At 60.4% G+C, this 23,125-nt stretch carries 19 protein-coding genes; 7 read left to right on the top strand and 12 right to left on the bottom strand.

The features are described 5' to 3' along the window. Positions 1 to 59 precede the first annotated feature (59 nt). Positions 60 to 1,115: a LacI family DNA-binding transcriptional regulator gene (locus tag ACX80B_RS08100; RefSeq protein WP_459294900.1), complete on the bottom strand. Its 1,056-nt coding sequence runs from the start codon at positions 1,113 to 1,115 to the stop codon at positions 60 to 62. Between the two features lie 143 nt (positions 1,116 to 1,258). Here ACX80B_RS08100 and ACX80B_RS08095 point away from each other — a divergent pair, with 143 nt between their 5' ends. Further along, positions 1,259 to 2,509: a D-arabinono-1,4-lactone oxidase gene (locus ACX80B_RS08095; RefSeq protein WP_459294898.1), complete on the top strand. Its 1,251-nt coding sequence runs from the start codon at positions 1,259 to 1,261 to the stop codon at positions 2,507 to 2,509. An 80-nt stretch (positions 2,510 to 2,589) separates the two neighbouring features. Here ACX80B_RS08095 and ACX80B_RS08090 read toward each other — a convergent pair whose 3' ends face one another. The 3 genes from ACX80B_RS08090 to ACX80B_RS08080 all read right to left on the bottom strand — a co-directional run bounded on the left by ACX80B_RS08090 (position 2,590) and on the right by ACX80B_RS08080 (position 6,629). Beyond that, the gene (locus ACX80B_RS08090; protein ID WP_459294896.1) at positions 2,590 to 3,825 is read right to left on the bottom strand and encodes a M14 family zinc carboxypeptidase; all 1,236 of its coding nucleotides are present in this window, start codon (positions 3,823 to 3,825) and stop codon (positions 2,590 to 2,592) included. A gap of 273 nt (positions 3,826 to 4,098) precedes the next feature. Next, the gene (chvE, locus tag ACX80B_RS08085) at positions 4,099 to 5,211 is read right to left on the bottom strand and encodes a multiple monosaccharide ABC transporter substrate-binding protein (RefSeq protein WP_459294894.1); all 1,113 of its coding nucleotides are present in this window, start codon (positions 5,209 to 5,211) and stop codon (positions 4,099 to 4,101) included. A 191-nt stretch (positions 5,212 to 5,402) separates the two neighbouring features. Beyond that, complete coding sequence (locus ACX80B_RS08080; protein WP_459294892.1) at positions 5,403 to 6,629, bottom strand: ROK family transcriptional regulator; 1,227 nt, start codon at positions 6,627 to 6,629, stop codon at positions 5,403 to 5,405. Between the two features lie 122 nt (positions 6,630 to 6,751). Between ACX80B_RS08080 and xylA the strand changes: the two genes are divergently transcribed. After that, positions 6,752 to 7,939, top strand: a complete 1,188-nt coding sequence (gene xylA / locus ACX80B_RS08075; RefSeq protein ID WP_459294890.1) for a xylose isomerase — start codon at positions 6,752 to 6,754, stop codon at positions 7,937 to 7,939. A 120-nt stretch (positions 7,940 to 8,059) separates the two neighbouring features. Beyond that, positions 8,060 to 8,536, top strand: coding sequence for a hypothetical protein (locus tag ACX80B_RS08070; protein WP_459294888.1), 477 nt, complete (start codon positions 8,060 to 8,062; stop codon positions 8,534 to 8,536). Between the two features lie 109 nt (positions 8,537 to 8,645). On the opposite strand, the gene ACX80B_RS08065 is transcribed toward ACX80B_RS08070, so the two are convergent. From ACX80B_RS08065 to ACX80B_RS08050, 4 genes are read right to left on the bottom strand one after another with little or no spacing between them, the layout of a single operon-like run. Beyond that, complete coding sequence (locus ACX80B_RS08065; RefSeq protein WP_459294886.1) at positions 8,646 to 11,024, bottom strand: beta-xylosidase/alpha-l-arabinosidase; 2,379 nt, start codon at positions 11,022 to 11,024, stop codon at positions 8,646 to 8,648. A 31-nt stretch (positions 11,025 to 11,055) separates the two neighbouring features. Beyond that, entirely contained in the window at positions 11,056 to 11,958 is a 903-nt protein-coding gene (locus ACX80B_RS08060; RefSeq protein ID WP_459294884.1) for a carbohydrate ABC transporter permease, read from the bottom strand. Then, complete coding sequence (locus ACX80B_RS08055; protein ID WP_459294970.1) at positions 11,959 to 12,804, bottom strand: carbohydrate ABC transporter permease; 846 nt, start codon at positions 12,802 to 12,804, stop codon at positions 11,959 to 11,961. A gap of 53 nt (positions 12,805 to 12,857) precedes the next feature. Continuing rightward, positions 12,858 to 14,195, bottom strand: coding sequence for an ABC transporter substrate-binding protein (locus tag ACX80B_RS08050; RefSeq protein ID WP_459294882.1), 1,338 nt, complete (start codon positions 14,193 to 14,195; stop codon positions 12,858 to 12,860). A gap of 251 nt (positions 14,196 to 14,446) precedes the next feature. On the opposite strand from ACX80B_RS08050, the gene ACX80B_RS08045 reads away from it, so the two are divergent. Beyond that, positions 14,447 to 15,493 (top strand): LacI family DNA-binding transcriptional regulator, encoded by a 1,047-nt coding sequence (locus ACX80B_RS08045; protein ID WP_459294880.1) that lies wholly within the window; start codon positions 14,447 to 14,449, stop codon positions 15,491 to 15,493. On the opposite strand, the gene ACX80B_RS08040 is transcribed toward ACX80B_RS08045, so the two are convergent. Then, positions 15,462 to 16,634 carry a N(5)-(carboxyethyl)ornithine synthase gene (locus ACX80B_RS08040; RefSeq protein ID WP_459294878.1) on the bottom strand — a complete coding sequence of 391 codons (1,173 nt, stop codon included), beginning with the start codon at positions 16,632 to 16,634 and terminating at the stop codon, positions 15,462 to 15,464. The genes ACX80B_RS08045 and ACX80B_RS08040 overlap by 32 nt on opposite strands. 120 nt (positions 16,635 to 16,754) lie before the next feature. Here ACX80B_RS08040 and glsA point away from each other — a divergent pair, with 120 nt between their 5' ends. Both glsA and ACX80B_RS08030 read left to right on the top strand, forming a co-directional pair. Next, the gene (glsA, locus tag ACX80B_RS08035; RefSeq protein WP_459294876.1) at positions 16,755 to 18,566 is read left to right on the top strand and encodes a glutaminase A; all 1,812 of its coding nucleotides are present in this window, start codon (positions 16,755 to 16,757) and stop codon (positions 18,564 to 18,566) included. 15 nt (positions 18,567 to 18,581) lie between these two features. After that, on the top strand, positions 18,582 to 19,559 hold the full coding sequence (locus tag ACX80B_RS08030) for a hypothetical protein (protein WP_459294874.1): 978 nt from the start codon (positions 18,582 to 18,584) through the stop codon (positions 19,557 to 19,559). A gap of 96 nt (positions 19,560 to 19,655) precedes the next feature. Here the strand turns inward: ACX80B_RS08030 and ACX80B_RS08025 are convergent, their stop codons facing one another. The 3 genes from ACX80B_RS08025 to ACX80B_RS08015 all read right to left on the bottom strand — a co-directional run bounded on the left by ACX80B_RS08025 (position 19,656) and on the right by ACX80B_RS08015 (position 22,434). Then, entirely contained in the window at positions 19,656 to 21,254 is a 1,599-nt protein-coding gene (locus ACX80B_RS08025; protein WP_459294872.1) for an HNH endonuclease signature motif containing protein, read from the bottom strand. A 295-nt stretch (positions 21,255 to 21,549) separates the two neighbouring features. Continuing rightward, a complete protein-coding gene (locus tag ACX80B_RS08020) occupies positions 21,550 to 21,990 on the bottom strand; it encodes an SRPBCC family protein (RefSeq protein WP_459294870.1) in 441 nt (146 codons plus the stop codon). A gap of 63 nt (positions 21,991 to 22,053) precedes the next feature. After that, entirely contained in the window at positions 22,054 to 22,434 is a 381-nt protein-coding gene (locus tag ACX80B_RS08015) for a hypothetical protein (protein WP_459294868.1), read from the bottom strand. A gap of 132 nt (positions 22,435 to 22,566) precedes the next feature. Between ACX80B_RS08015 and ACX80B_RS08010 the strand changes: the two genes are divergently transcribed. Further along, positions 22,567 to 23,022, top strand: a complete 456-nt coding sequence (locus tag ACX80B_RS08010) for a hypothetical protein (protein ID WP_459294866.1) — start codon at positions 22,567 to 22,569, stop codon at positions 23,020 to 23,022. The last annotated feature ends 103 nt before the right edge of the window (positions 23,023 to 23,125 follow it).

Genomic DNA, 23,125 nt, shown 5'->3' with positions numbered 1-23,125 from the left:
ATCAATTGTGAGCGCTAACAACATGAAGTGTCAAGAATCACTCCTGGTGCGTCTGAAAACTATGCCGGCGGTGCCGTCGTCGTCGACCGGACGATGAGCTGCGGTTTCACCAATGGTGCACCGCTGCCGGAATCCAAACCTGAAGTGACCCCGGGTACCGCACTATCGGCGTCGGCATCATTAAGCAAGGTTTCAATGCAACGCCTGCCCAGCTCCTCGAAGTCGGCACCAACGGAAGTCAACGGAGGAATGAAATACGCCGCCTCAGGCTGATCGTCATAGCCAACAATGCTGACGTCGTCGGGCACTTTGATCCCCACCTCGTGGAAGGCCAACAGGACACCAAGCGCCATCTGGTCATTCGCGACAAAGAGCGCGGTGAAGGACAGATCACGGGCCAGTTGCAAGCCGGTTCGGTAGCCGCATTCGGCACTCCAATCACCACTCAGCAGCACCGATTCCGTCAATCCGGCACCTGCCAACGAATCGCGCCAGCCCTGGATGCGTGCGTCCGTGTCGATCCAATCCGCAGGACCAGATAAGTGGGCAATCCTTCGATGGCCCAGCTCCACCAGGTGGTTGACGGCCAGCATCGCGCCCAACCGCTGATCCACCGCCACCCCGCGGAATTCGCCGTCGCCGCTGGAACCCACAGCAACCAACGGAACGTCGATCTTGAGTTCATGGAGCACCTCGATCGTTCCAGGATGTGGAACCACGACGACGACGCCATCCACGCCCTGGTCCATGAAGTGGCCGACCGCATCATGGATCGCCGCAGGGGTTACCTCACGCAACGCGGCCATGCTGACGAAGTACCCGGCGGCGCGTGCGGCCTGCTCAACGCCAAGCAGCGTGTTCGAGGGACCGTACTGGGATATCTCGCTGCCGAGCACGCCAATCGTCTGGGACTTGCGCGTCACCAGATTCCGCGCAGCAATATTGCGCCGGTAACCGAGCTCGGCGATCGCCTTTTCCACGAGCGCCTTGGTTTTCGGGCTGACGTTGGGATGGTCATTGAGCACCCTCGACACCGTCTGGTGCGACACGCCCGCCCTCTTGGCGACGTCGCCCATCACCGGAGCGCGCCCCTGCCGCTGGGCTGTTTCAGACATCTGCGGATCCTCCGGGCGTCATCATAGGAGCAATGCTCGACACATTGTTACCGCTAACATAGCATTGCCCTCGTGTGTCCGATAGCGTCTGACCGATCACGGTACGGACACAATGCGATCATCCACCTCCACCGGAAGTTGTTATGAAAAACTGGGCAGGAAATCTGGACTACTCAGCAACCGGGGTGGAACGTCCCTCGTCGCTGGCAGAACTCACTGAAACAGTCGCCGCCGCAGCGAAGATCAAACCACTGGGCTCACTGCACTGCTTCAACAATATCGCCGATACCGGCGGCTCCCATATCCTGCTGGACGGATTGGGTGGCCGCCCGGAGATCGACGAGGCACGCGGCATCGTCCGGGTTCCCGGCCGCACAAGTTACGGAGAATTGGCCCAGCACCTGCACGAACGCGGCTATGCCCTGCACAACATGGCCTCCCTCCCCCACATCTCCGTAGCCGGCGCCCTGCAGACCGGAACCCACGGCTCCGGCGTCGGCAACGGTGGTCTCGCCTCAGCGGTAAAAGCGATCGAACTGGTCCGAGCCTCCGGCGAAATCGAAAGGCTGGAGGAGTCCGACGGCGACGAGTTACTTGGCAGCGTGGTGGGACTCGGCGCCCTCGGCATCGTGACCGCCGTCGAGCTCGCCATCGAACCGACTTACCAGGTGAGCCAGCGCGTCTTCGAACGGCTGCCATGGGCAGCGGCCCTGGAAAACTTCGAGGAGATCGCCGCGAGCGCCTACAGCGTCAGCCTATTCACGGATTACTACGAAGACAGTATCGCCCAGGTCTGGCAAAAGGCACGGATTGACGACGACGGCGGCAGTGACGTTGGCCCGCAGACCTTCTTCGGGGCGACCGCCGCAACCATCCCGCGGCACCCGCTGCCTGAAATGTCAGGCGAAAACTGCACCGAGCAACTCGGCGTTCCCGGACCGTGGCTGGAACGGCTGCCCCACTTCCGCCCGGAATTCACCCCGAGCAACGGCGACGAGTTGCAGAGTGAGTACATTCTTCCGCGCAAACACGCGGCGGCCGCCCTGGAACAGCTGCGCGGGCTCGCAGACCGGATCGCTCCGCTGTTGTATGTCTCGGAAGTACGGACCATCGCCGCCGACGAATTCTGGCTCAGCCCCAGCTACCGACAGGACAGCGTCGCGTTCCACCTGACCTGGAAACCCCGCCAGGCCGACGTCGAAACCCTGCTCCCGGACATCGAGTCAGCGTTAGCGCCGCTCGGAGCACGACCGCACTGGGGCAAACTCTTCGCCGCCGGCGCCGACCAACTTGCACCCCTCTACCCGCGCTTCAACGACTTCCGGAGCCTGATGGAGAAGCACGACCCGACTGGCAAATTCGGCAATCCCTACCTCGAAAAGACGCTCGGGTAGGACAGCTACGGGCCCGCAGCGAAAAATTACTGCGGGCCCATAGCTGTCTTCATGACACTGGTTTTTGTTTCCTCAGCAGATTAATCTGAGTGGTCCCAGCCGTAGTCCGGGTAGTCGAAGAAGTCATCACCATTGAGGGAATCGACGTCGCCGGTTGCCATCGAATCGATGAGGGCCTCGACGCCGGTTTGGACCGTCTTGACGAGCATGCCCTTCATCTTTTGACCAAAGCCGTCAGATTGTCCTCTGACTTCAAAGAGAACGGTCGCCGAGCCATTAAGGGCAAAAGCAGACCGCCCTTGACCGGCGTATTCGCGCTCATCAGGATGATAGTAACGGCCTACCGCTGCAAGAGGTGACTGAATCCCGTAGCTGTCCTTGATACCGTTGGCAACCGCCAAGGCGTAACGTCGGGACTTGTCCTGGTCCAGTAGCGGCCAGTCCTCCTTATATGCGGCGCCATCGTTGGCTCCAAGTGGCGGGTAGTCCAGTGCCACTGAAATGTGCTTGCCATCTTGTTCGCCGCCTGTCTGCTGATCACAGGGACCCATGTGGTGCAGATCGACAACGACATCGACTTCGCCAAATTCTTCCTGCAGGTCGACGTAGACATCCCGGATGGTCTGCGATTCGGGAGAGAGGTAGAAACCGGCGTCTTTTGGATCACCCGGAAGATCCTGGGGCTGTGGCACGTAGTCGAGGTCGGCGTTGAAGTCCCGGTTCAGGTCAAAACCGGGCAAATTGATCCCTCCATTCGTGAGCCTGTGGTACCAGGCTCGAGGGGCCTCCTCAAGCTGTGGATGGCGGCGCTCAACCTCTTCCCACGAAATGACGTTGGTGCGGCGATTCAGCTCACCACCGTCGGGATTGACCATCGGCATGGCGACCAGAGTCACCCCTTCCAGTGCACGGAGCGTGGCAGGGTCGTTGCTCGAACCGAGTTTCTTGAGAATGGCGAGGAGCGCTTCTGTACCCGTGCGTTCATTGCCATGGATAGCGCTCTGAACCAGAGCAACACGATCTCCTGTTCCAACTCGAGCCGTGTAGAGGTTGCGTCCGAGCTCAGTTTGGCCGACCACTTCCACCTCCACCCGACCACCGCTTGTTGCCTCGATCTTTTCCAGTTTTGGACCGAGTTCTTCATACGTTGTCCAACCATTGAACTGTGGCTGGTCCGATGTTTTACACGTTCCGTGCCCGGGCGCTGTCGAGGCAGGAGCCGCGTTCACTGGGGCTGCTACGACCAAGGTGCAGAGCATTGCTCCGGCACCGATCGCACCGAGAAGTCTGCGAGGACTTTCGAGGGATCTACTCACGATTTACTCCACCATTGAGTGATTGGGACAAGCCAAGCGTTACAACGAGGAGAAGGGGCGTCAACGGGTGCCGGCCGGTTCGACTCGATAAATCGCGTTCCTATTGCCGCTCTTGGCCCCTGGTGCTATGGTGCAAAATCGACTCCCGCAATCGGCTCGCCGCCACTTTCTTGGAGTGTCATCCCGATCAGAATCTGACCGATCCCATTTATAAAACAACCGCCGTCAGGTTTTCCCAGAACCCAGTGGCGGTCGTCTCAATGCTCGGACCGCCTATTTGAGCTCTTTGGCCTTATAGAAGCCACTGTCCACCAAGACTTCTTCGTAGTTTTCAACGGTCACAATTTCGGATTCAAGCAGGTATGCGGGCACGATCTTCTTGCCGTTGTCATAGGTTTCGGTATCATTGACTTCCGGTTTCTCGCCCTTGAGCAGGTCGTCGACCATGATGACTGCCCTTTCGCCGAGCTTGCGGACGTCCTTGAAGATTGTGGAGTATTGCTCGCCCGCGATAATTGATTTGACCGAGGCCAGATCTGCATCTTGACCTGTGACCACCGGCAGATCGTCTTTGGCGTACCCGGCGGAAGTGAGCGCCGAAATTATGCCGATGGCCAGACCATCGTTCGCGGAAAGGACGCCATCGAGCTCGGCGCCGCCGCCAACGGTCAGCAGGTCCTCCATCCGGGACTGTGCATTGGCTGGCAGCCAACCCTGAATGGCAGCTTGCTCAAACTTTGTCTGCCCGCTGGGCACGTTCAGCACCCCGCTATCGAGATAGGGCTGCAGGGTATCCATGGCGCCGTTCCAGAAAAAACCAGCGTTGTTGTCATCCGGGCTACCGGCGAAGAGCTCGATGTTGAATGGTCCCTTCTCGCCGGTCTCTTTTCCGTTCTCGTCGAGGATGCCAAGACCGGTTAGCAGTGACGTACCCTGCTGGACGCCGACCTGATAATTGTCGAACGTCGTGTAATAGTCGACAGTCTCGGAACCGTTGATCAGGCGGTCGTAGGCGATTACCGGAATATCCTGCCGCTCTGCCGTCTCGAGCACGCTTGTCAGTGTTGTTCCGTCGATGGAAGCGATAATCAACGCTTCGACACCGCTGGTGACCATATTTTCGACCTGTGAGATTTGAGTGGGGATGTCACCATTCGCGTACTGAAGATCGACCTTATAGCCGCGCTCTTCCAGCTCACTTTTAACATTCGCGCCGTCGGCAATCCAGCGTTCCAGTTGCTGCGACGGCATTGCCACTCCCACCAGAGCGCCCTCGTTGGACTCTGAACCTCCTCCGGTGTCGGCACGGCCCTCGCCGCATGCCGTCAGGGCAAGAGTAAGAACTCCGGCCGCTACTATACCGGTAAAAAATTTGCTTCTCTTCATTGAGATTCCCTTCAAGGATGTGGCGCCCAAGCCGCTGGTGTGGCCACCCACTGGGCGATACGACTGCAGGCAAAACTACGGGCATCCCATGAAGGGGTCAAAGGATTTTCGTAAAAAGTTTAGAACCTATACGAAATTGAGACATACCGCAAAACAAATTGGTGCATGCCCCGGAGTAGTTTCAACTCTCGTCAGCCGAATAGTTCGTAGGGTTGTTGGAGCACACTCCTGACGCGGCTTCCAGCAGCTCCCATGACGGCGGCCCTCGGCCCGAGTTCCGATACCAGGGTCCGATCCTCAGTCAGCAAAGTTGGCGCATGCCGGTTCACGCTGCTCTTGAACGCAGGGATTATCCAGCGTTCAAGCTGCGCGAAATGGCCACCCAGGACAACCGCGTCGAGGTTAAGCATCCGAAGAGTAGATGCTGTGGCCACGCCAAGGTGGTGTCCGGCGCGTTCCACGGCGGCCATTGCGGCAGATTCCCCATTGTCCAGAGATTCGACCAACGCCGTCATCCGTTCAACCGTGTTGTTGCCAGCTACTCCGGCTTGGCCCAGTATTGCCTCCTGTCCGGCGTATCTTTCCAGACACCCGGCTCCTCCGCAGGAGCACTCCGGCCCGTTAGGGTCCACGACGACATGGCCGATCTCGCCGGCATTGCCACCGGGTCCTTCAAAGAGTTCCGATCCAATAATGACGCCGCCACCGATACCCACCTCGCCGGAGATGAAGAGGTAATTGTCCAGATTCCGGCCGTGCCCGTACCAAAGTTCCGCCAGTGCAGACGTGTTCGCCTCATTGAAGACGGCCGTACCGAAACTTGCCGTGGGAACTAATGCGTCCGCCCATTGCGCGACATCCACATCACGCCAGCCGATATTTGGGGCACGTTGAACGCGTCCATTGGCGGGATCAACCAAACCGGGAACGGCCAGTCCGCCGGCATGGACTCTCATTCCTGAATCACTTGCCTGTTCCAGCGCTTCATCCGCCAGCACCTTAAGCGAGCTCAGGACCTCTGCGGGTGGCCTTCCGGCGTTATGTTCCTCCCGCACGGCATGAAAGTGAAGTTCACCGGCGAAGTCCAGGACGCCGACGGCAATATAGTCGACGTTGATTTCCATTCCCAATGCCGCCGCTGCGGTATTCAATGCGACCCCCAGCCCTGGGCGGCCGCGCTCACCGATCCGGTTCAGCCCAACCTCACTCACCAGCCCTGCACTCATGAGATCTGCAACCAAGCTCGACACGGAGGCCTTGGTCAGTCCCGTCCCGGCCGCCAACTGTGCCCTTGTCATCTGCCCGGCTGCGTCGAGCCGGTGCATGATCAGGGCGAGATTCTGACGGCGGACATCTCCAACCCGCCCCGGTGTTCCACGATTGGTGGTCCGCAGTGCCGCGTCTGCACTAGTGGTCACGGTACTCCTCGCTTCAGCCTTTTCCGGTTAGCAAATCTATTGACCCGCCGCCGCCAGCATCATATAGTTCAACTTGAAAACTAATTCAGATCACATCAAATAACCAGCATGAGGTGCCTTCAATGACTGTACAACCCACCCGGGACGACCGCTTTTCCTTCGGACTTTGGACGGTTGGCTGGACCGGCCAGGACCCCTTTGGCGAAGCGACCCGCACACCGGTCGATCCGGTTGAGGCCGTGCACCGGCTGAGTGACATGGGCGCGTACGGGATCACCTTCCACGACAACGACCTGATTCCCTTCGATGCGGATGCATCCGAACGGTCGCTGATTCTGAAGAACTTCAAGGCCGCTCTGGAAGAAACAGGCCTGGCGGTTCCAATGATCACGACTAATCTCTTCACCCATCCGGTGTTCAAGGACGGAGGCTTCACCTCCAATGACCGCAGTGTCCGGCGCTTCGCCCTCAGGAAGGTGCTCGCCAACGTAGATTTGGCGGCCGAGATGGATGCCAGGACATTCGTCATGTGGGGCGGCAGGGAAGGCAGCGAATACGACGGTTCCAAGGACCTGTCGGCCGCTTTTGACCGGATGAAGGAAGGCATCGATACGGTTGCCGGCTATATCAAGGAGAAGGGTTACGATCTTCGGATCGCCATTGAACCCAAGCCGAATGAACCCCGCGGCGATATCCTATTGCCCACGGTCGGCAGCGCCCTCGCTCTGATCAACCAGCTGGACCACGGCGACATCGTTGGCGTGAACCCGGAAACGGGCCACGAACAGATGGCCGGCCTGAACTTCACCCACAGCATCGCGCAGGCATTGTGGTCCGGCAAGCTGTTCCACATCGACCTGAATGGCCAGCGTTCCATCAAGTACGACCAGGACCTCGTCTTCGGTCACGGCGACCTCACCAGCGCCTTCTTCACCGTCGACCTGATCGAGAACGGCTTCCCGGGCGGCGGACCCCGCTACGACGGTCCCCGCCACTTCGACTACAAGCCTTCACGTACCGACGGTTACGACGGCGTGTGGGCATCGGCAGAGGCGAATATGTCCATGTACTTGATGCTCAAGGAACGTGCCCAGGCCTTCCGCGCGGACTCCGAAGTCCAGGCAGCGATGCAAGAGTCCGGGGTCTTCAACCTCTCCGAATCGACCTTGGCCGCCGGGGAGAGCACCGAAGACCTGCTCAACGATGAAGCATCCTTCGAGAAGTTCGACGCCGATGCCGCCGCACAGCGTTCGTTCGCCTTCGTACGTCTCAATCAGCTGGCGATGGAACACCTGCTCAACGCCCGCTGATAGACGCCAAAGCACATCGCCGCCCGCGCCCATTGGATGGGCGCCGGCGGCACCTGTTAATGCGCAGTGCCGGTGGTATAGGTTTATTGGTCAAAACGTGCGAGCGTAACGTTGCTCCTGATGGGCACCACCAATGTCATGGGGGTACCGGTCTCGATGTTTACTATCTACGCGCGGGACGACGGCCGCTCGTCCGGGGCTACAAGGGTGCTGGATCCGGAAACGGGAACAACGCTACAGCTGGTGTCGCTTAACTTCCGCTCACCCGGTGGCGTATTCATCCTTGCTCAAGGCGATGCACGAATTCGTTTCACCACCTCGATTGAGCACGGCCTCGTAGATTCTAATACCGGTGAACCATACCGAGTGACCCGCATTGAACATTTCGGTAAGAGCTATTTCTCGTTTCAGGTGTCGGAGGCCGGCGACCACGAGCCCAGGGGCCTCGACGATAAATTCAATTGGCTCAAAATTGCAGTTGAAGCGCTGCTCGTTTTCGGCGACCACTATGACGGCTTCAGAACTGAGCCGGATTATGCACGGATCGAGTTGAACGGCCAGATCCTGACCCGAAGAGACTTCGGATACACTTCATAGCCGCGCAGGCACCTCATGGTATGGCCAAAAGGGCCAGTATCCGGATTTGAGGATCAAAAGGACCGGATCAACTCTTCGCGGATCCCGCCCTTTTGTATTTCGGGGGCTTTCAAACCCTGGCTTGGGCTGAGCGAACCGTCGATTGCGCCTGCAACGCCCGGGTGTGGTTGACCACCCGGGTTTCGCCGGTCACCGTGCATTCAATTATGTGGATGATATTGCCGCTTGACGCACCCAATCGAAGCTCGACGACGCCTGGCTCCACAATCCGGTGGTAGTCTCTGCCGGTAAACGCAGCCAGGTCAGCGTGCACCTCAAATTCCACGTCCACGGATTGCCCGGCTTCCAGCTCCACCCGCTGATAGCCCACGAGCCGGATCACTGGCCTGACAACGCTGGCCACCGGATCGTGCAGATACAACTGCACGACGTCGGCACCTGCCCCTGCTCCGTTGTTGGTCACCGTGATCCCTACTCTGGTGGCGCCGTTCGTAGCAATGGCAGTCTCGGAGATCCGGGGCTCAGTCCATATGAATTCCGAATATCCCAACCCATGTCCGAACGGGAACCGTGCCGTTGGATCGGTATTGGACACCTGGCTTGGCCCCGCCAACGGCGCGGCAAGGTACGTCCCCGGCTGGCCTCCGCTCTGCGCCGGGATACCAACTGGCAGTCTGCCCGACGGATTGATCCGCCCGCTGATGACCCCTGCGAGCGCCCCAGCTCCCTCTTCACCCGGAAAGAACGACTGCACGATGGCGGCCGAACGCTCGGGTGCATCCTGCAGCCAGTATGTCCGGCCAGCCACGAGCGTGGTGACCACCGGGGTTCCTAAGTCCAGCACGGCGTCGAGCAGCTCCCATTGGCCGCCGGGCAGCTTGAGGGTTTCGGCGTCACACCCTTCTCCCGAAGTGCCCCGTCCGAACAATCCGGGCCGGTCCCCCAGCACCGCGATCACGAGGTCGGCACGGGACGCTGCCGCAACCGCCTCCGGAATGCCGCCCGTGTCGGTCCCGTCGACGCTGACACCGGGGGCGAACTCAATGTCCGCGTCCGGATACTCGGCCCGAAGAGCCTGCAGCACCGTTGGGATTTCGATCCCAAGCCCAGCATCCGGATAGGCAGGGCCTACATGTCCGGGGAATGAGTAGCAGCCCAACAAGTTGAGTGCGTCGTCGGCATTGGGCCCGACGACGGCGATCCGCTGGGGTGTCGCGGCTGGCAGGGTGCCGTCATTGCTGACCAAAACTACTGCTTGTTCGGCAAGCTTGCGGGCGACGTCACGGTCCGCAGCAGGATTCAGGTCCACCCGCCCGCGGATGCCGGCAGCGTCGTCGAGGTCGTCCTCCGTCCATCCCTGAGGCAACGCTGACCAGTCCCGGTCAAGCAGGCCCAGCTCCAGCTTCTGGTGCAGCACGCGGCGCAGAGCACGGTCGACATACGCTTCGTCGAGCCGGCCCTCCTCGATTTCTGCAATAAGGGGATCGCCAAAGGCTTTCATCGTGGGAAGTTCAACGTCCAGACCCGCCCGCAGGGCTTGCGCAGCGGCGTCGCCCCATGTGCCAGCGACCTGGTGCAAGGTCTTCAGGAACGAGACCCCGAAGTAGTCGGCGACGACCGTCCCGTCAAAGCCCCACTTCTCCCGCAACAGTCCGGTCAGCAGCGTCTCGTCGGCTGCGGTTGGAATGCCATCGAGGTCGGTGTAGGAGTGCATGACTGAACGTACACCGCTGTCGCGGACGGCCATTTCGAATGGCGGGACCATGATGTCGTTAAACTCGCGCGGCCCCATCGAAACAGGAGCAAGGTTCCGTCCCGCCCTGGACGCAGAGTAACCAATGAAGTGCTTCAGGGTCGCGACAATGCCACTCGATTCCAGACCGCGGACATACGCCGTCGCAATCGTGCCCACCAGCAGCGGATCTTCACCGATCGTCTCTTCGACTCTCCCCCAGCGGACATCACGGACCACATCGAGTACGGGTGCCAGTCCTTGGTGCACGCCGACGCTCTTCATTCCCGCGCCGATGCGTGAGGACATTTCCTCCACCAGTCCGGGGTTGAACGTCGCGCCCCAGGACAACGGAACCGGGTACGCCGTCGCACCCCACGCCGTAAAACCCGCCAAGCACTCCTCGTGCGCAACAGCGGGAATGCCGAAACGGTTGCCGGCAGCAATCCGCTGCTGAAGGCGGGCCAACGATGCCGCTCCTTCGGCGGGATCCACCGGCGCTGACCCAAAGTGACGGGTCAACTGTCCCACACCGTGCGGTACGAGGGACTCGATATCGACGTTTCCGGACAGGTCGCTCATGTGTGGAGCGACGTCACCGCCTTCCTTGGGCGGAGCCAACCACAAGCCGTACAGCTGCGCGGCTTTCTCAGGCAGCGACATCTGGGCCACGAGTGATTCCACACGTTCCCCAGCCGTCAAGGACTGATCAAGCCAAGCATTGTCGACGTCGGTCGCGTTGGCATTAATGGTCATACGTAATTACCTCGAGAGATTGAAATGAACGTTACTTGCTGAAACCTGCAGCTAGACCGCCCACCAGCTGTCGGCGGGCAACAACGTAGAGCACAAGCAGTGGCAGTGTTGCGAGCACGACGGCGGCCAACACCGCGGGAATGTTCGACCCGAACTGTCCTTGGTAGGCCCACAGGGACAAGGGGAGAACGCGAAGGTCAGGACTCTGGGTCAGCACCAGCGGGAACAGGAAACCGTTCCAGACCTGCAGGGCGTTGTAGATGCCCACGGTGACCACCGCCGGCCGGGTCATCGGCAGTGCGAGCCGCCACATCATTGCCCAGTCCGAGCAACCGTCGAGCCGCATTGATTCGAACAGCTCATTCGGCACATTCCGCATGGCGGTCGCCAGGATCAGCACCGAAATCGGTATGGCGAAGGCGACGGACGGCAGGATCAAAGCCAACAGCGTGTCATACAGCTGCATCTTGCCGACCATGTAATAGATCGGAATGATCGTGGCGTGCAGCGGGATCGCCAGCCCGAGCAGGAACAACCTGTTGGTCATGCCGAGAAACTTCGTTTTGCCCCGCACAATCGCGTAGGTGGCCATGAAGGACACCAGCAGTGCGGGGAGCACACTGCCGACCGTCACGATCAGGCTGTTGGCAAAATAACGCAGGAAGTCGTTCTGGAGCACCAGGGCATAGTTCTCCAGCGTGGGATCAGGCACCCACAGCGGGTTGGTACTGAAGAAGCCGGCCCGAGGTTTAAAGCTGGTGATAATGACGTAGTAAATCGGAAGGATGATCACCGCCAGCCACAGCCACGCGCCCAGGCTGCCAGGCAGATTTGGAAGCCGGCGCCCGCCGATAGTCCGTGCCGGTTTCGGCGAATGCGCTTCCGGCCGCTGCTCCTGGCGACGTCTTACCTCAGCCGTTTTGGTCGTAGTCATCTACAGTCCTTCCAATTGGCTGGCCGAACGGTCTTTGCCGCCGAGCCGCTGCAGGAACAGTGCCAGACCGAGTCCGATGACCACCAGAATCACGCTCAGCGCGGCGGCGGCACCCATGTCATTAGCTTGGAAGCCAGTCAGGTACATGTGCAGAGGCAAAATTCTGGTGCTGTAACCGGGGCCGCCGCCCGTGAGCACGAATACCAGGTCGAAGTAGGCCAGCGAACCGACGACCATCAACGTGGAGGAGGTGATGATGGTGTATTTCAGCTGCGGGAGCGTGATGTGGAAGAACTGCTTGATCCGCCCAGCACCGTCAATTTCGGCGGCTTCATACAAGGACGCCGGAATCTGCCGGACACCGCCTTGGTAGATCAGCGTATGGAACGGCACGAACTGCCAGGCGATGACGAAGATGACGACGAAAAGAGCCAGGTCAGGATTGCCCAACCAGTTCTGCGCGAGTGCCGGCACGTTCAATCCCGCTGCCAGGCCGAAGTTCGGGTCGAGCAACGCCTTATAGGCAATGGCCACTGCGGCGGAAGAGAGCAGCAATGGAACGAAATACAGCACGGCCAGCAGAGCTCTGTACTTCTGGTTGCCTGCGATGAAGATTCCGAGCAGCATACTGATGGGCGTCTGCACCACGAATGAGTAGACGATTACCTTGGCGGTGACCACCAGGGCGTTGACCGTTACGGACGAGGTCACAACCTCTGTCCAACTTCCCAATCCGGCCCAGGTAATGGCCCCCAGTCCGTTCCAGTTGGAGAAACTCAGGATCACCACCCCGCCCAGTGGAATGATCGCGAAGACCAGGAAGAACAGCAGGGCCGGAACCGCCATCCACCCGGAAGGGCCCGCAGCGCGGACCCTCCGGGTACTGGTTTGTGTACTCACTACTGACCGGCTCCTGGCTTGATCGTTTCGTTCATCTGATCGATAAACTCATCGGGCGTGATCTCACCCAGGAAGATGAGGTCCAGATTGGTGAGCATCTTATCCGCCTGTTCAGGCGTCAGCGCCTGGTCCCATGACAGTTGGAAGCTGGGAGCATCCTTGGCCATTTCGTAGGCGAAAGTCAGGAAGTCGCTGTCCGGGGACTCCTGCAGTTCATCTTCGATACCGGTGACCGGCGGGACAGCGCCGGTTTCGATAATGCCCTGGATATATTCGTCATCGAACAGCGTGTTCTTGATGTATTCCTTGGCCGTCTTCTCCTGTGCCTCGGTGGCGTCGGAGTCAACGGACCAGAAGTTGGACGGATTGCCGACGATACTGTCAGGATCCCCTTCGCCACCCTCGACTGCGGGGAATTCCATCCAACCAAGCTTGCCGCTTTCAACGAACTCCGGGGCGGCCGTCTTCATATCCGTATAGACCCAGGAACCTTGCAGCAGCATGGCCGCCTTGCCGGTGTAGAGCGGAGCGACGTCGGCACCACTGTCGGCAGCGATAGACGAGAACCCGTCAATGAAGCCGCCGGCCTCGACCAGCTCCTGGATCTTGGTCAGCGCTTCGCGCACAGCCGGATCGGACCAGGCGCCAGGCTCGTTGGAGACGATCTTGTCAAAGACCTCACTTCCACCAATCCGGGTGACCAGGTACTCGAGCCACATCAAGTTGGTCCATTTGGACTGTCCGCCTAGTGAAATCGGGGCGATCCCGGCCTCCTGGAATTTCGGTACCAGTGCCATCAAGTCGTTCCAGGTCTCGGGTGGTTGGACGCCTACTTGCTCGAACAAGTCTTTGTTGTAGTAGAGGACCTTTGGCTGGATGCTGTTGTTGGGCACAGCGTAGTTCTTGCCATCAACGACGCCGTTTTCAAGAACCGAGGGCAGGAAGCGGTTCTTGACCTCCGGGTTGTCGTTTAGAAACCCAGTCAGGTCCATGACCTTGTCGGTTTCCACATAGGATTCGAGGGTCCCGCCGCCCCACCCGAAGATGAATGTGGGTGCTTCCCCGGCTCCGAGGGCGGTACGAATCTTGTTTTTGTAAGCGTCGTTGGCAAAGAAGTTTATGCTGAGGGGCTGTTCCGGATTGCTTTCATTCCAGCGCTCGACGGACGCCTCATACACCGGTTCCGGACCACCGGTCAGGGACCACATAGTCGTTTCCCCGTTGCCCCCACCACCTCCGGCGCCTGATGGACCACTCGAACCGCACGCGGCCAAGCTAATGGACAGAGTCGCTGCGGCGATGGCGGTGGCCATCGAGCGCGTCTTTCGAGTCTTCATCTTTACATCCGTTTCGTGTCGCGTTCGCTTTGCACTGGCAATCCCATTCATCGGACCCCGAAAGCCGCTCATGTTTTCGAAAGTTTTCGAGCTGTAGTGAAGTGGGTCACCGTCCACTAAACCGCGATTGATTGTGAGGGTCAAGGGATTTTGACAAAAAGTTTATAACCTATACGAAATCAATACCGTGGACTACCTGCCAGTTCCGTGGTAGCTCTTAACGAAACCTTTCGAACATCACAGGAGATGTAGTGACGATCGATGCAGCTGCACAATCCAAGCCAACGCTGGAGACCATTGCCCAGCTGGCAGGAGTTTCCGCTCCTACGGCCTCCAAGGTCATCAACGGGCGCAGTGATGTCGCAGACAGCACCCGTGAAAAAGTGCTGAGAATTTCCAAAGAGCTGAACTATCGCTCGCCGGTTCAGCGCCGGATAGTTCCGGAGAACCTCACTATCGAGCTCGTGCTTGATTCCGTCACGTCCGCCTACTGCACCGAAATCCTCAACGGAGTATTGAAGTACGCAGCCGGGATCGACGTCGACGTCGTCGTCAGCAGCATAGGCGCCGACATGCCGTCACGGATCACCCCGGAGCAACATGCACAACGGATGATTGACTACGGGCGCAGCGGTATGGTGGTCGTCACTTCAGCGTTCAAGGAATCGCAGTTGAGGGCGTTCCAGCGCCGCAGCCTTCCCGTTGTCGTAATCGATCCAATGAACCCTCCGGGGTCAAAGATAGTCAGCGTGGGGGCAACCAATTGGGCGGGCGGAAAGGCGGCCACTCAACATTTGGTGGACCTGGGCCATCGCCGCATCGCTTACATCGGTGGTGTCGAAAGGTCGGAATGCAACCAGGCCCGGCTCCATGGATACATGTCGACTCTGCAAACTGAGGGCATCGACATTAACCAGGACTATATAGTGCACGGCCAGTTCAAGCCGGAACACGGCACCGAAACCGCACGAAAACTCTTTGCACTCGAATCCCCGCCCACCGCCATTTTCGCGGCCAGTGATGCCATCGCCGTCGGAGTTCTCGGTGAAGCACGCCGCCAGAACATTGATGTCCCCCGGGATTTGAGTCTGGTCGGTTTCGACGACACTTATCTGGCCGAACAAGCCATACCCAAACTGACTTCGGTGTCCCAACCCCTGCAGGAGATGGGCGCAGCGGCTTTGCGCTCACTACTGCAGCAGGTCAACGGCAAGGCATTGGATTCGCGCCGCGTCGAACTCGCGACCCGGCTCAACATCCGGGAATCTACTGGTGCTGTGCCTGACTCGAATCGGTAAGGTGCGGGTACTCCGGTGAGCGCCCCTGGAACTCCAGGATCGCAGGGTTGACGATGCCGCCGTCGCGGATCTCGATGGCACGGCTGATCACGTCATCCTTGTCCCACGATGCCGGTCCTTCCATCACCGTCCGCAGGAACGGCAGTAGCGCTTCGCTGACTTCCCACGAGGCCGAATCCCACAGATACGACGGGGTGTGGTCGACGGCGTAGTAGCGGATGTGGTCTCCGACTTCGAACATTGGGTCGGCGAACGACGTCGGACGCGCCCATTCGAAACCCATCCCTTCATCGCATGAGACGTCCACAATCAAGCTGCCCGGTTCGAACGCGCCAAGGTCGTCGTTGCGAAGGTACATCCACGGAGCGTTCGGATCCTGCAGTGTGCAGTTGACGACGATGTCTGCGCCTGCCAAAAACGGCGCCAGCGGAACGCGGCCACGGTCGGTGATCACGCTGCTGTTGTACTGGTCGTCCGGGTCGTGGTCGAACTGGGCGATCCGCACCGAATGGATCGGCGATCCTACCGCGGCCACGTTCCGGTTCGTCAGCACCTGCACGTCGTGGACACCATGGGCGTTCAGCGCCGTAATTGCCCCACGTGCGGTGGCGCCAAACCCGATGACTACGGCGCTCAGCCGGCGCCCGTAGTCGCCCGTCTGGCCACACAGCTCGAGGGCGTGCAGCACAGATGAATAGCCGGCGAGCTCGTTGTTCTTGTGGAAGACGTGCAGGGCGAAGCCACCACCGACGGTCCAGTGGTTCATCGCTTCAAAGGCAATCAGCGTCAGGCGCTTGTCGATGGCCAATTGTGTGACGTCACGGTCCTGGACGCAGTGCGGCCATCCCCACAGGATCTGTCCATCGGAGAACTCCGCAAGATCAGCGGCCTGTGGCTTTGGCAACAGGACAATGTCGGATCCGGCCAGGACCTCCTCACGGGAAGCGATCCGGCCCACCAACGGCTCCAGCTGGGCGTCGGAGAGCCCGAACCGTTCACCATAGCCGCGTTCCAGCGTCATGCGGTCACGCAGATCCTTGTCGATACGCTCGAAATGCCTCGGATGGATCGGCAGCCGCCGCTCGTCCCGTTTCCGCGATGTCGACATCACGCCAAGGCTCATCAGATCAGTACTCGTCATCGTTGCTCCTCTATCTGGAATCGCGATGGATCCACAGCTCTTGACGATACGGCATCGGCATCGCACCGCCGCCCGCGTCTCTTTCTGTCATGGAGTTCGATTCCACATAGTGTTGCTTCCATGGAATCGCCCATCCAGACCTATTTGCAGAGGATCCACGACGAGATTGTCCAACTGCGGGACGGGAAACCGGCCAGCACCATTCCCGCCCTGGCCAAAGTGGATCCCGACAATTTCGGTATCTGCCTGGCCACCGTTGACGGCTATGTTTACGAGGTCGGCGAGACGGACGAGGAATTCACCATCCAGTCGATCTCCAAACCATTCACGTATGGATTGGCGTTGGCGGACCGGGGCATGGAAGCGGTGGACGAGAAGATCGACGTCGAACCTTCCGGCGAATCCTTCAACGAGATTTCCCTGGCCAAAGGTACCGGCCGGCCGCAAAACGCGATGATCAACGCCGGCGCACTCACCGCCACCTCGCTGGTCAAGAGCGCCGGCAGCAGCAACCGGTTCAAGCGGATCCTCAACAATTACTCGGCCTTTGCGGGCCGGCCGCTTGATGTCAGCGAACGCGTATACAAGTCCGAACTCGCCCACGGACACCGCAACCACGCCCTTGCCTACCTGCTGCGCTCGTTCGACATCATCGAGAGCGACCCGGAACCGGTGCTGGAGGACTACGTCCGCCAATGCTCGGTAATGGTGAACTGCCGCGACTTGTCGATCATGGCCGCCTCGCTGGCCAACGGCGGCGAAAATCCGCTGACCGGACAGCAGGTGCTCGACATCAGCGAGGTTGAGCGGGTGCTCTCGGTGATGATCACCTGCGGAATGTACGACGACGCCGGCGCCTGGGTCAGTGCCGTCGGCATGCCGGCCAAGAGTGGAGTCGGCGGCGGCACCATTGCGGTCCTTCCCGGCCAACTGGGACTGGCCGTCTACTCCCCGCCACTGGACGAACACGGTTCGAGCGTCCGCGGCATCGCCACCTGCCAGCGGATCTCCCGCGACATGGAGCTGCACTTCGTCCGCGCCGGGCGGACGGGTCGTTCGGCCATCCGTTCCACGTATGACATCACCCGCTCCCCCTCGGGCATCCGCCGCAATGACGAGGTCGCGCAGGTCCTCGAGGACCACGGCCACCGGGCCACCGTCATAGAACTCAATGGTGACTTGCTCTTCGCCGGCGCCGAGTCCATGGTGCGGGAAATCAGCGCCCTGCCCGACGACGTCGAACACGTCATCCTGGACCTGCGCCGGGTGGACGAGGTGGCAGATGTCTCGCTGCGGATGCTCGCTGATGTGCGGCAGAAACTGACCGACGCCGATCGTGAATTGGTGCTGATTGACGGCGAGGGAACGCTGGCGGAAACGTTCAAGGATGTGGACCGTGAGGTGCCGACATTCGAGACCCGCAGCGCCGCCGTCGAGTGGTCGGAGAATCAACTGATCGCGCGGTATGGGCTGGAGTTGGAGGTCCCCGGCGTCGTCAGGGTTGCCGACAGTCCCGTCTTGAGCCCGTTGGAGCGTGAGGATGCAGAGATCCTCGAGTCGCTGATGGAACCCAGAGAGTACGACGACGGCGATGTCATCCGCCGCGTCGGGCAGCGCTTTGGCGGGGTCTTCTTCATCGTTTCCGGGAAGACGACCAGCACCGTGCCGGGGCCCGAAGGGCGGGTAAAACTGACGACACTGACCGCGGGCATGACGTTCGGCGAACTCGCGCTCGGCAGTGACGACCGGCAGGAGACGACGGTCAAGGCAGTTGGGCCTGTGCAGCTGATGGTGCTCACTTCGGAAGCCATGCAGGAACTTGAGAAGGAAAATCCGCCGCTGGCACTCGAACTGTGGAAAGCCCTGACCCGGGACGCCTATTCGCGTGTCGACCAGTACCTCCGTGAAACCGCCGTGCGCATCCGCGACTGACTTGTAGGAGAGGTTATGGATCTGGCAACCGCCGCCGTCGAACTTTATGCTCTACTGCCCGGAGAATTCACCGCGGCCCGGAACAAGCAGGCCAAGGAGCTCGGCCGGTCCGGCGACAAGGAATTGGCCAAGCAGGTCCGTCAATTGCCCAAACCCTCGACGTCGGCATGGCTGGTAAACATGCTCGTTGCACACCGGCGGGAGGAGATTGACGAGGTCCTCGAATTGGGAGCGTCGCTGCGGCAGGCACAGGAAGATCTGGACCAGAAACAGTTGAAAGAGCTGACTGATCAACGGCATCGCCTCCTGGCCTCCGTGGTGAAGGACGGACGTGAACTCGCCGAGGAGCTGGGGCAGAAGGCCAGTGAGTCGGTTGCATCGGAAGTGGAGCAGACGTTGCGGGCCGCCATGGCAGACACCGACGCCGCCGACGCCGTAGCGAGTGGCCAGCTGTCCCGGTCCTTGTCTTCAACCGGATGGGAACCGGTGGATCTGTCCGGTGCAGTCGCCGTTCCGGAAGCCGTCGGGCGCACCGCCGTCGCCCCCAAACCGTCCAAGAAGAAAGGTGCGGCCAAGGGTAAGGCCAAGGAACCATCCCAGGAAGACGGCCAGGACAAGCAGTCCGATCGGAATACCGGCAGTGCAAAGAAGACTGAGCGGGACGACGGGAAAGCTGCGGAGGCCAAGGAGCAAGGGCGGCGCAAAGAACAAGCCCAAGCTGAGCTCGAAGAAGCCGAGCGTCGAGTGGAAGAGGCAGAGTCCGAGCAGGAGGAAACCGAGAAGCGGTACGAGGAAGCCGTGTCCCGGCAAGAGCAGCTGGAGGCGGAAATCGCAGAGCTGAAGAAGCAGCTGCGGAAACTCGAACGGAACAGCAAGGATGCAGACCGGGAATTCGGATCCCTGGAAGACGAGAAAGATGACGCCGTCCGAGCCGCCAAAGATGCGAGACGTGAGGCCGGGCGCGCCCGTCGTCGCCTCAATGATGTGCAGTAGTTACCGTCCGACGAGCACTGCGAGAGCCGCCTTGAGGTCGTCATGGCACATCCCAGCCCAAAGAGTATCGGCCGGTCAGCGGCAAAGGACATAGCTCTACCCCATGGCGAGTAACGGGAGTTGTGGTTGGTGGTGGCCGGTTGTGTGGGGTTTCCGGTCGAAGTAGTGGTTCCGTAATGGTTTTTGGTACGGGTCGACGTATTGGGGTGGGATGAACCAGGGGACCCCGTTTTCGACGTGGATCCGCCATTTTTCCTTGTGTATCAGGTGGTGGTGGAACGAACATGCCAGGACACCGTTGTCTGTGCTGGTGGCACCGTTCTTGGACCAGTAGTCGATGTGGTGTGCTTCGCACCAGGAGGCGGGCATGTAGCAGCCGGGGAACGCGCAGCCGCCGTCGCGGGCGATGAGTGCTTTGCGCAGGTGCGGCGGGAAGAGGCGTTGACCGGGGCCGGCGTCGAGGATCCGGCCCTCGGTGCTGAGGATGACGGGCATGATTTCCGCGTCGCAGGCGAGTTTGCGGATGTTCTGCGCGGTGACCGGGCCGGTGTATGTGTACGAACCCGTGCCGGAGTCAAGGTCGAGGTCGTTGATCAGGTCCTGGTAGTCGATCACGGCCATTACCTGCGGCCGGTGCCCGCCCGTGGCCGGCATCCCACCGGCGGCGAGGGCGGCTTTGCAGGCGGCGACGAGACCATCGAGCAGTTTCTGCGGCCGCGACCGGCCATCCACCACACCCGCATCGGCCGCAGCACTGGCTTCATCTTTGCCGGTTCGATTGCTATCTGCAGGCGTGGGGTCGTCGGTGCCGCAGCCGCGGGCGCGGGGGTTCGCGGCGGTATTGACCGTGGTGATCAAGTGCTCGTATTGGTCGTCGGTGGCGAAGATCTCCAAGTGATGCAGCCCGGCCCGTTTGCTGCGGGTGAAGATCCCCTGCCGGTGCCGCAGCACTTCCTCGGACGGTTCGGCGCCGTCCTGGTCGATGTGGTTCATCCACCGGGCCGCGGCGATATTGACGAAATCCGGGTCCTGTTCCGCGGCGGTAGCCGTCAACGACTCCTCCATCCGCGCCAGGGTGGCAGGATCGGCCAACGGCTTGGCTTTCCGCAGCACCGTCGTCACCGCGACCGCTGCCCTGGTGGAGACGTCGCCATCGGCCATCGCCTCCGCCAAATGTTCATGCACCGGCGGAACCGGGGCCCCCGTCATCCCCGTAGTGGGCAGCAGGGTCGCGGCGAGGCGGACCCGTTTGGCCGCTTCGCTGCGGCCAATCCGCAGCGCCGCGCGGAGGTAGTCGGCGGTATGCCGGTATTCCTGCTGCACCTTCCCATCCGCACTCACCCAAGACGTGGTCTTACCGTCCGATTCGGCGTCGGAGCGGACTTGTTCGAGCCGTCCGGCCGCGACGACCTGCAAATGCTCCACGGTCCGGGAGAGTTCCTCCACCCGGTGCGCGAACAACGCAGCCTCACCAGCCTCCACCACGCCCGCGGTGCCCGCAGCCGCCCGATGCGAAAGCACCCGCAACTCATCCGCCATCCCCTCCAACACAACAGAACCAGCGCCGGGAACAGAATCTGTGGCGGCGCGGGATGCGGCTGTCGAATGAGTGCCGGCCGTCGAACGAGGCAGGGCAGCAGCAGCGGGGCCGGCGTCGGTGCCGGATCCGGTGCTGAAACCTGCTGCGTTCTTCATGTCACCAACGCTACGACTCGCCACCGACAGTATTCGAATATCTGGATGGATACATATCACGAAACGATAACGAAAAGTTGATTTGTCGGCCATTGGTTCCATGTTGTGGACGACGAGGTGGCATATACCTATCCATTGGCAGCGAGCGGCACAAATGCCGAAGGGCTGGCTTCCGTGAGGCGGCTTTAATAATTCGTGAGGAACGAGCGAATTTTCGTTGCCGCCGGCGGAAGCCACCCGAAGGCCACACGGCATCGGAAATCACCCACCGCCAGTCAGGATGACCAGACCGAAGCTACTGAGCTTCCAGAATCTTCTTGAGCTTCTTCAGGTCCTTATTATTGGCACGGCGCATGGCCACTGACATCAGCGGCGCCGCCAGCTTCGAGAAACCCGACGGTTCGCCCCGGTTGATCAGGGTCATGTGGGTTCCGCCGTCTGGTGCATCCGCCCAGCGGTAGATCGTCTCCATGGGAAAGGGGCCCTCAGTCGTACTCATGACGAACCGTTCGCCAAGCTCGAACTCTCGGACTTGGTACGTATAGGCAAGGCGCCGGCCGAGGAAATGCGCCACGAAGGAAAACCTGGATCCGACGGCGAGCGGCTTCTCTGTCACCCATTCCACGGTCTTGATGTTCTTGTACCAGATCGTGGCGTTGTTGGGATCGGAAGCGAACGCTGCCACCTCCAACCGGGAACGTTGGATATCAATCGCGGTCTCGACATCTACATTCATGTCAGTCCTGGTTGCTGGAGGAGGATTCCCGCTCACCGTAGCGGCGGATGGTTTATTGTTGTGCTACTTCCCTGAGTTTGCGTCGCACTTCCCGCGGAGCGCCTCAACGGACTCCGCCGGAACCTGGTCTCCCGCCTCCGCGATCTCACGCAGCGGATCGACGATGCCGTCCGGGACCCCGGCGGATTCAGCACCGGAAACAAGCCCGGACAGGAACTGCTGGTCCTCGGCGCTGACCTGGCCATCCTGCAGTGGCTTACAGATCTGCTTGACGACTTCGCTGGTGGCTGCACCGGCGACGTCGGAAGCGGCATCTTCAACGGTTTGGGTCGCGTCCGAAACGGCTTCGTCGGCGGCATCGTTCACGGCTTGCTCCACCTCACCGCAGCCCGCCAAAAACAAGGCGAAGGGCACCAGCAGAAGGGCAGAATAACGTCGTGTCATGTATCAACGATACCGCCTTCAACGGCGTTGGTTACCATTCGTATGACCCATCTCTCGACATCCGGACGGGAGTAGTCAGTATACTTAGCATCGTACGCTGAACGGCATTGACCTACGTCGAAAGGGCGCATCATGACTGAGCAGAAACCCGAAGATGACCTGACGATCGTCGGTGACGACGAGACCGGCATTCCGGACCAGAACGTCGACGCCGTTCCGCCGGAAATTGTCGAAAGCGACGAAGATACGGTCGAGTCCGAGGAGGTGCAGCCCGACAGTTATCCGCAGGCCGCCGAAAACGACCCGGACCATTGGCGGCAGGATCCATTGATTTCGGGCGGTGCGGCTTCGGATGTAACAACGGAGGACGAACTGTCGGACCAGACGTTGCGCGACGAAACCGCCGAGGAACGTTACCGCGCCGGCGATGAGCAGATTGCGCCGGAAGAACCTACGATCGGCGAAGCCGCGGGCGACGTCGACTTCGGCGATGCGCTTGAGGAGGAAGAGATGGATGGCAGCGATGATCCTGCCAACGCGGGCGGGCGCCCTCTGAGCGGCTACAACACCGGGGATCCGGAGCAGTAAAGAGGAGCGTCAGCAACGTGGTCGGGGTCTTCCGGCTCTACTGGATCGCGCTATGACCCCTAGTATTGACCCATGGGGAACTTTGCGATGGCCGCTGGCCGGC

This window comes from Arthrobacter monumenti (assembly GCF_054511255.1).
This window is presented reverse-complemented; position numbering and strand designations above follow the sequence as displayed.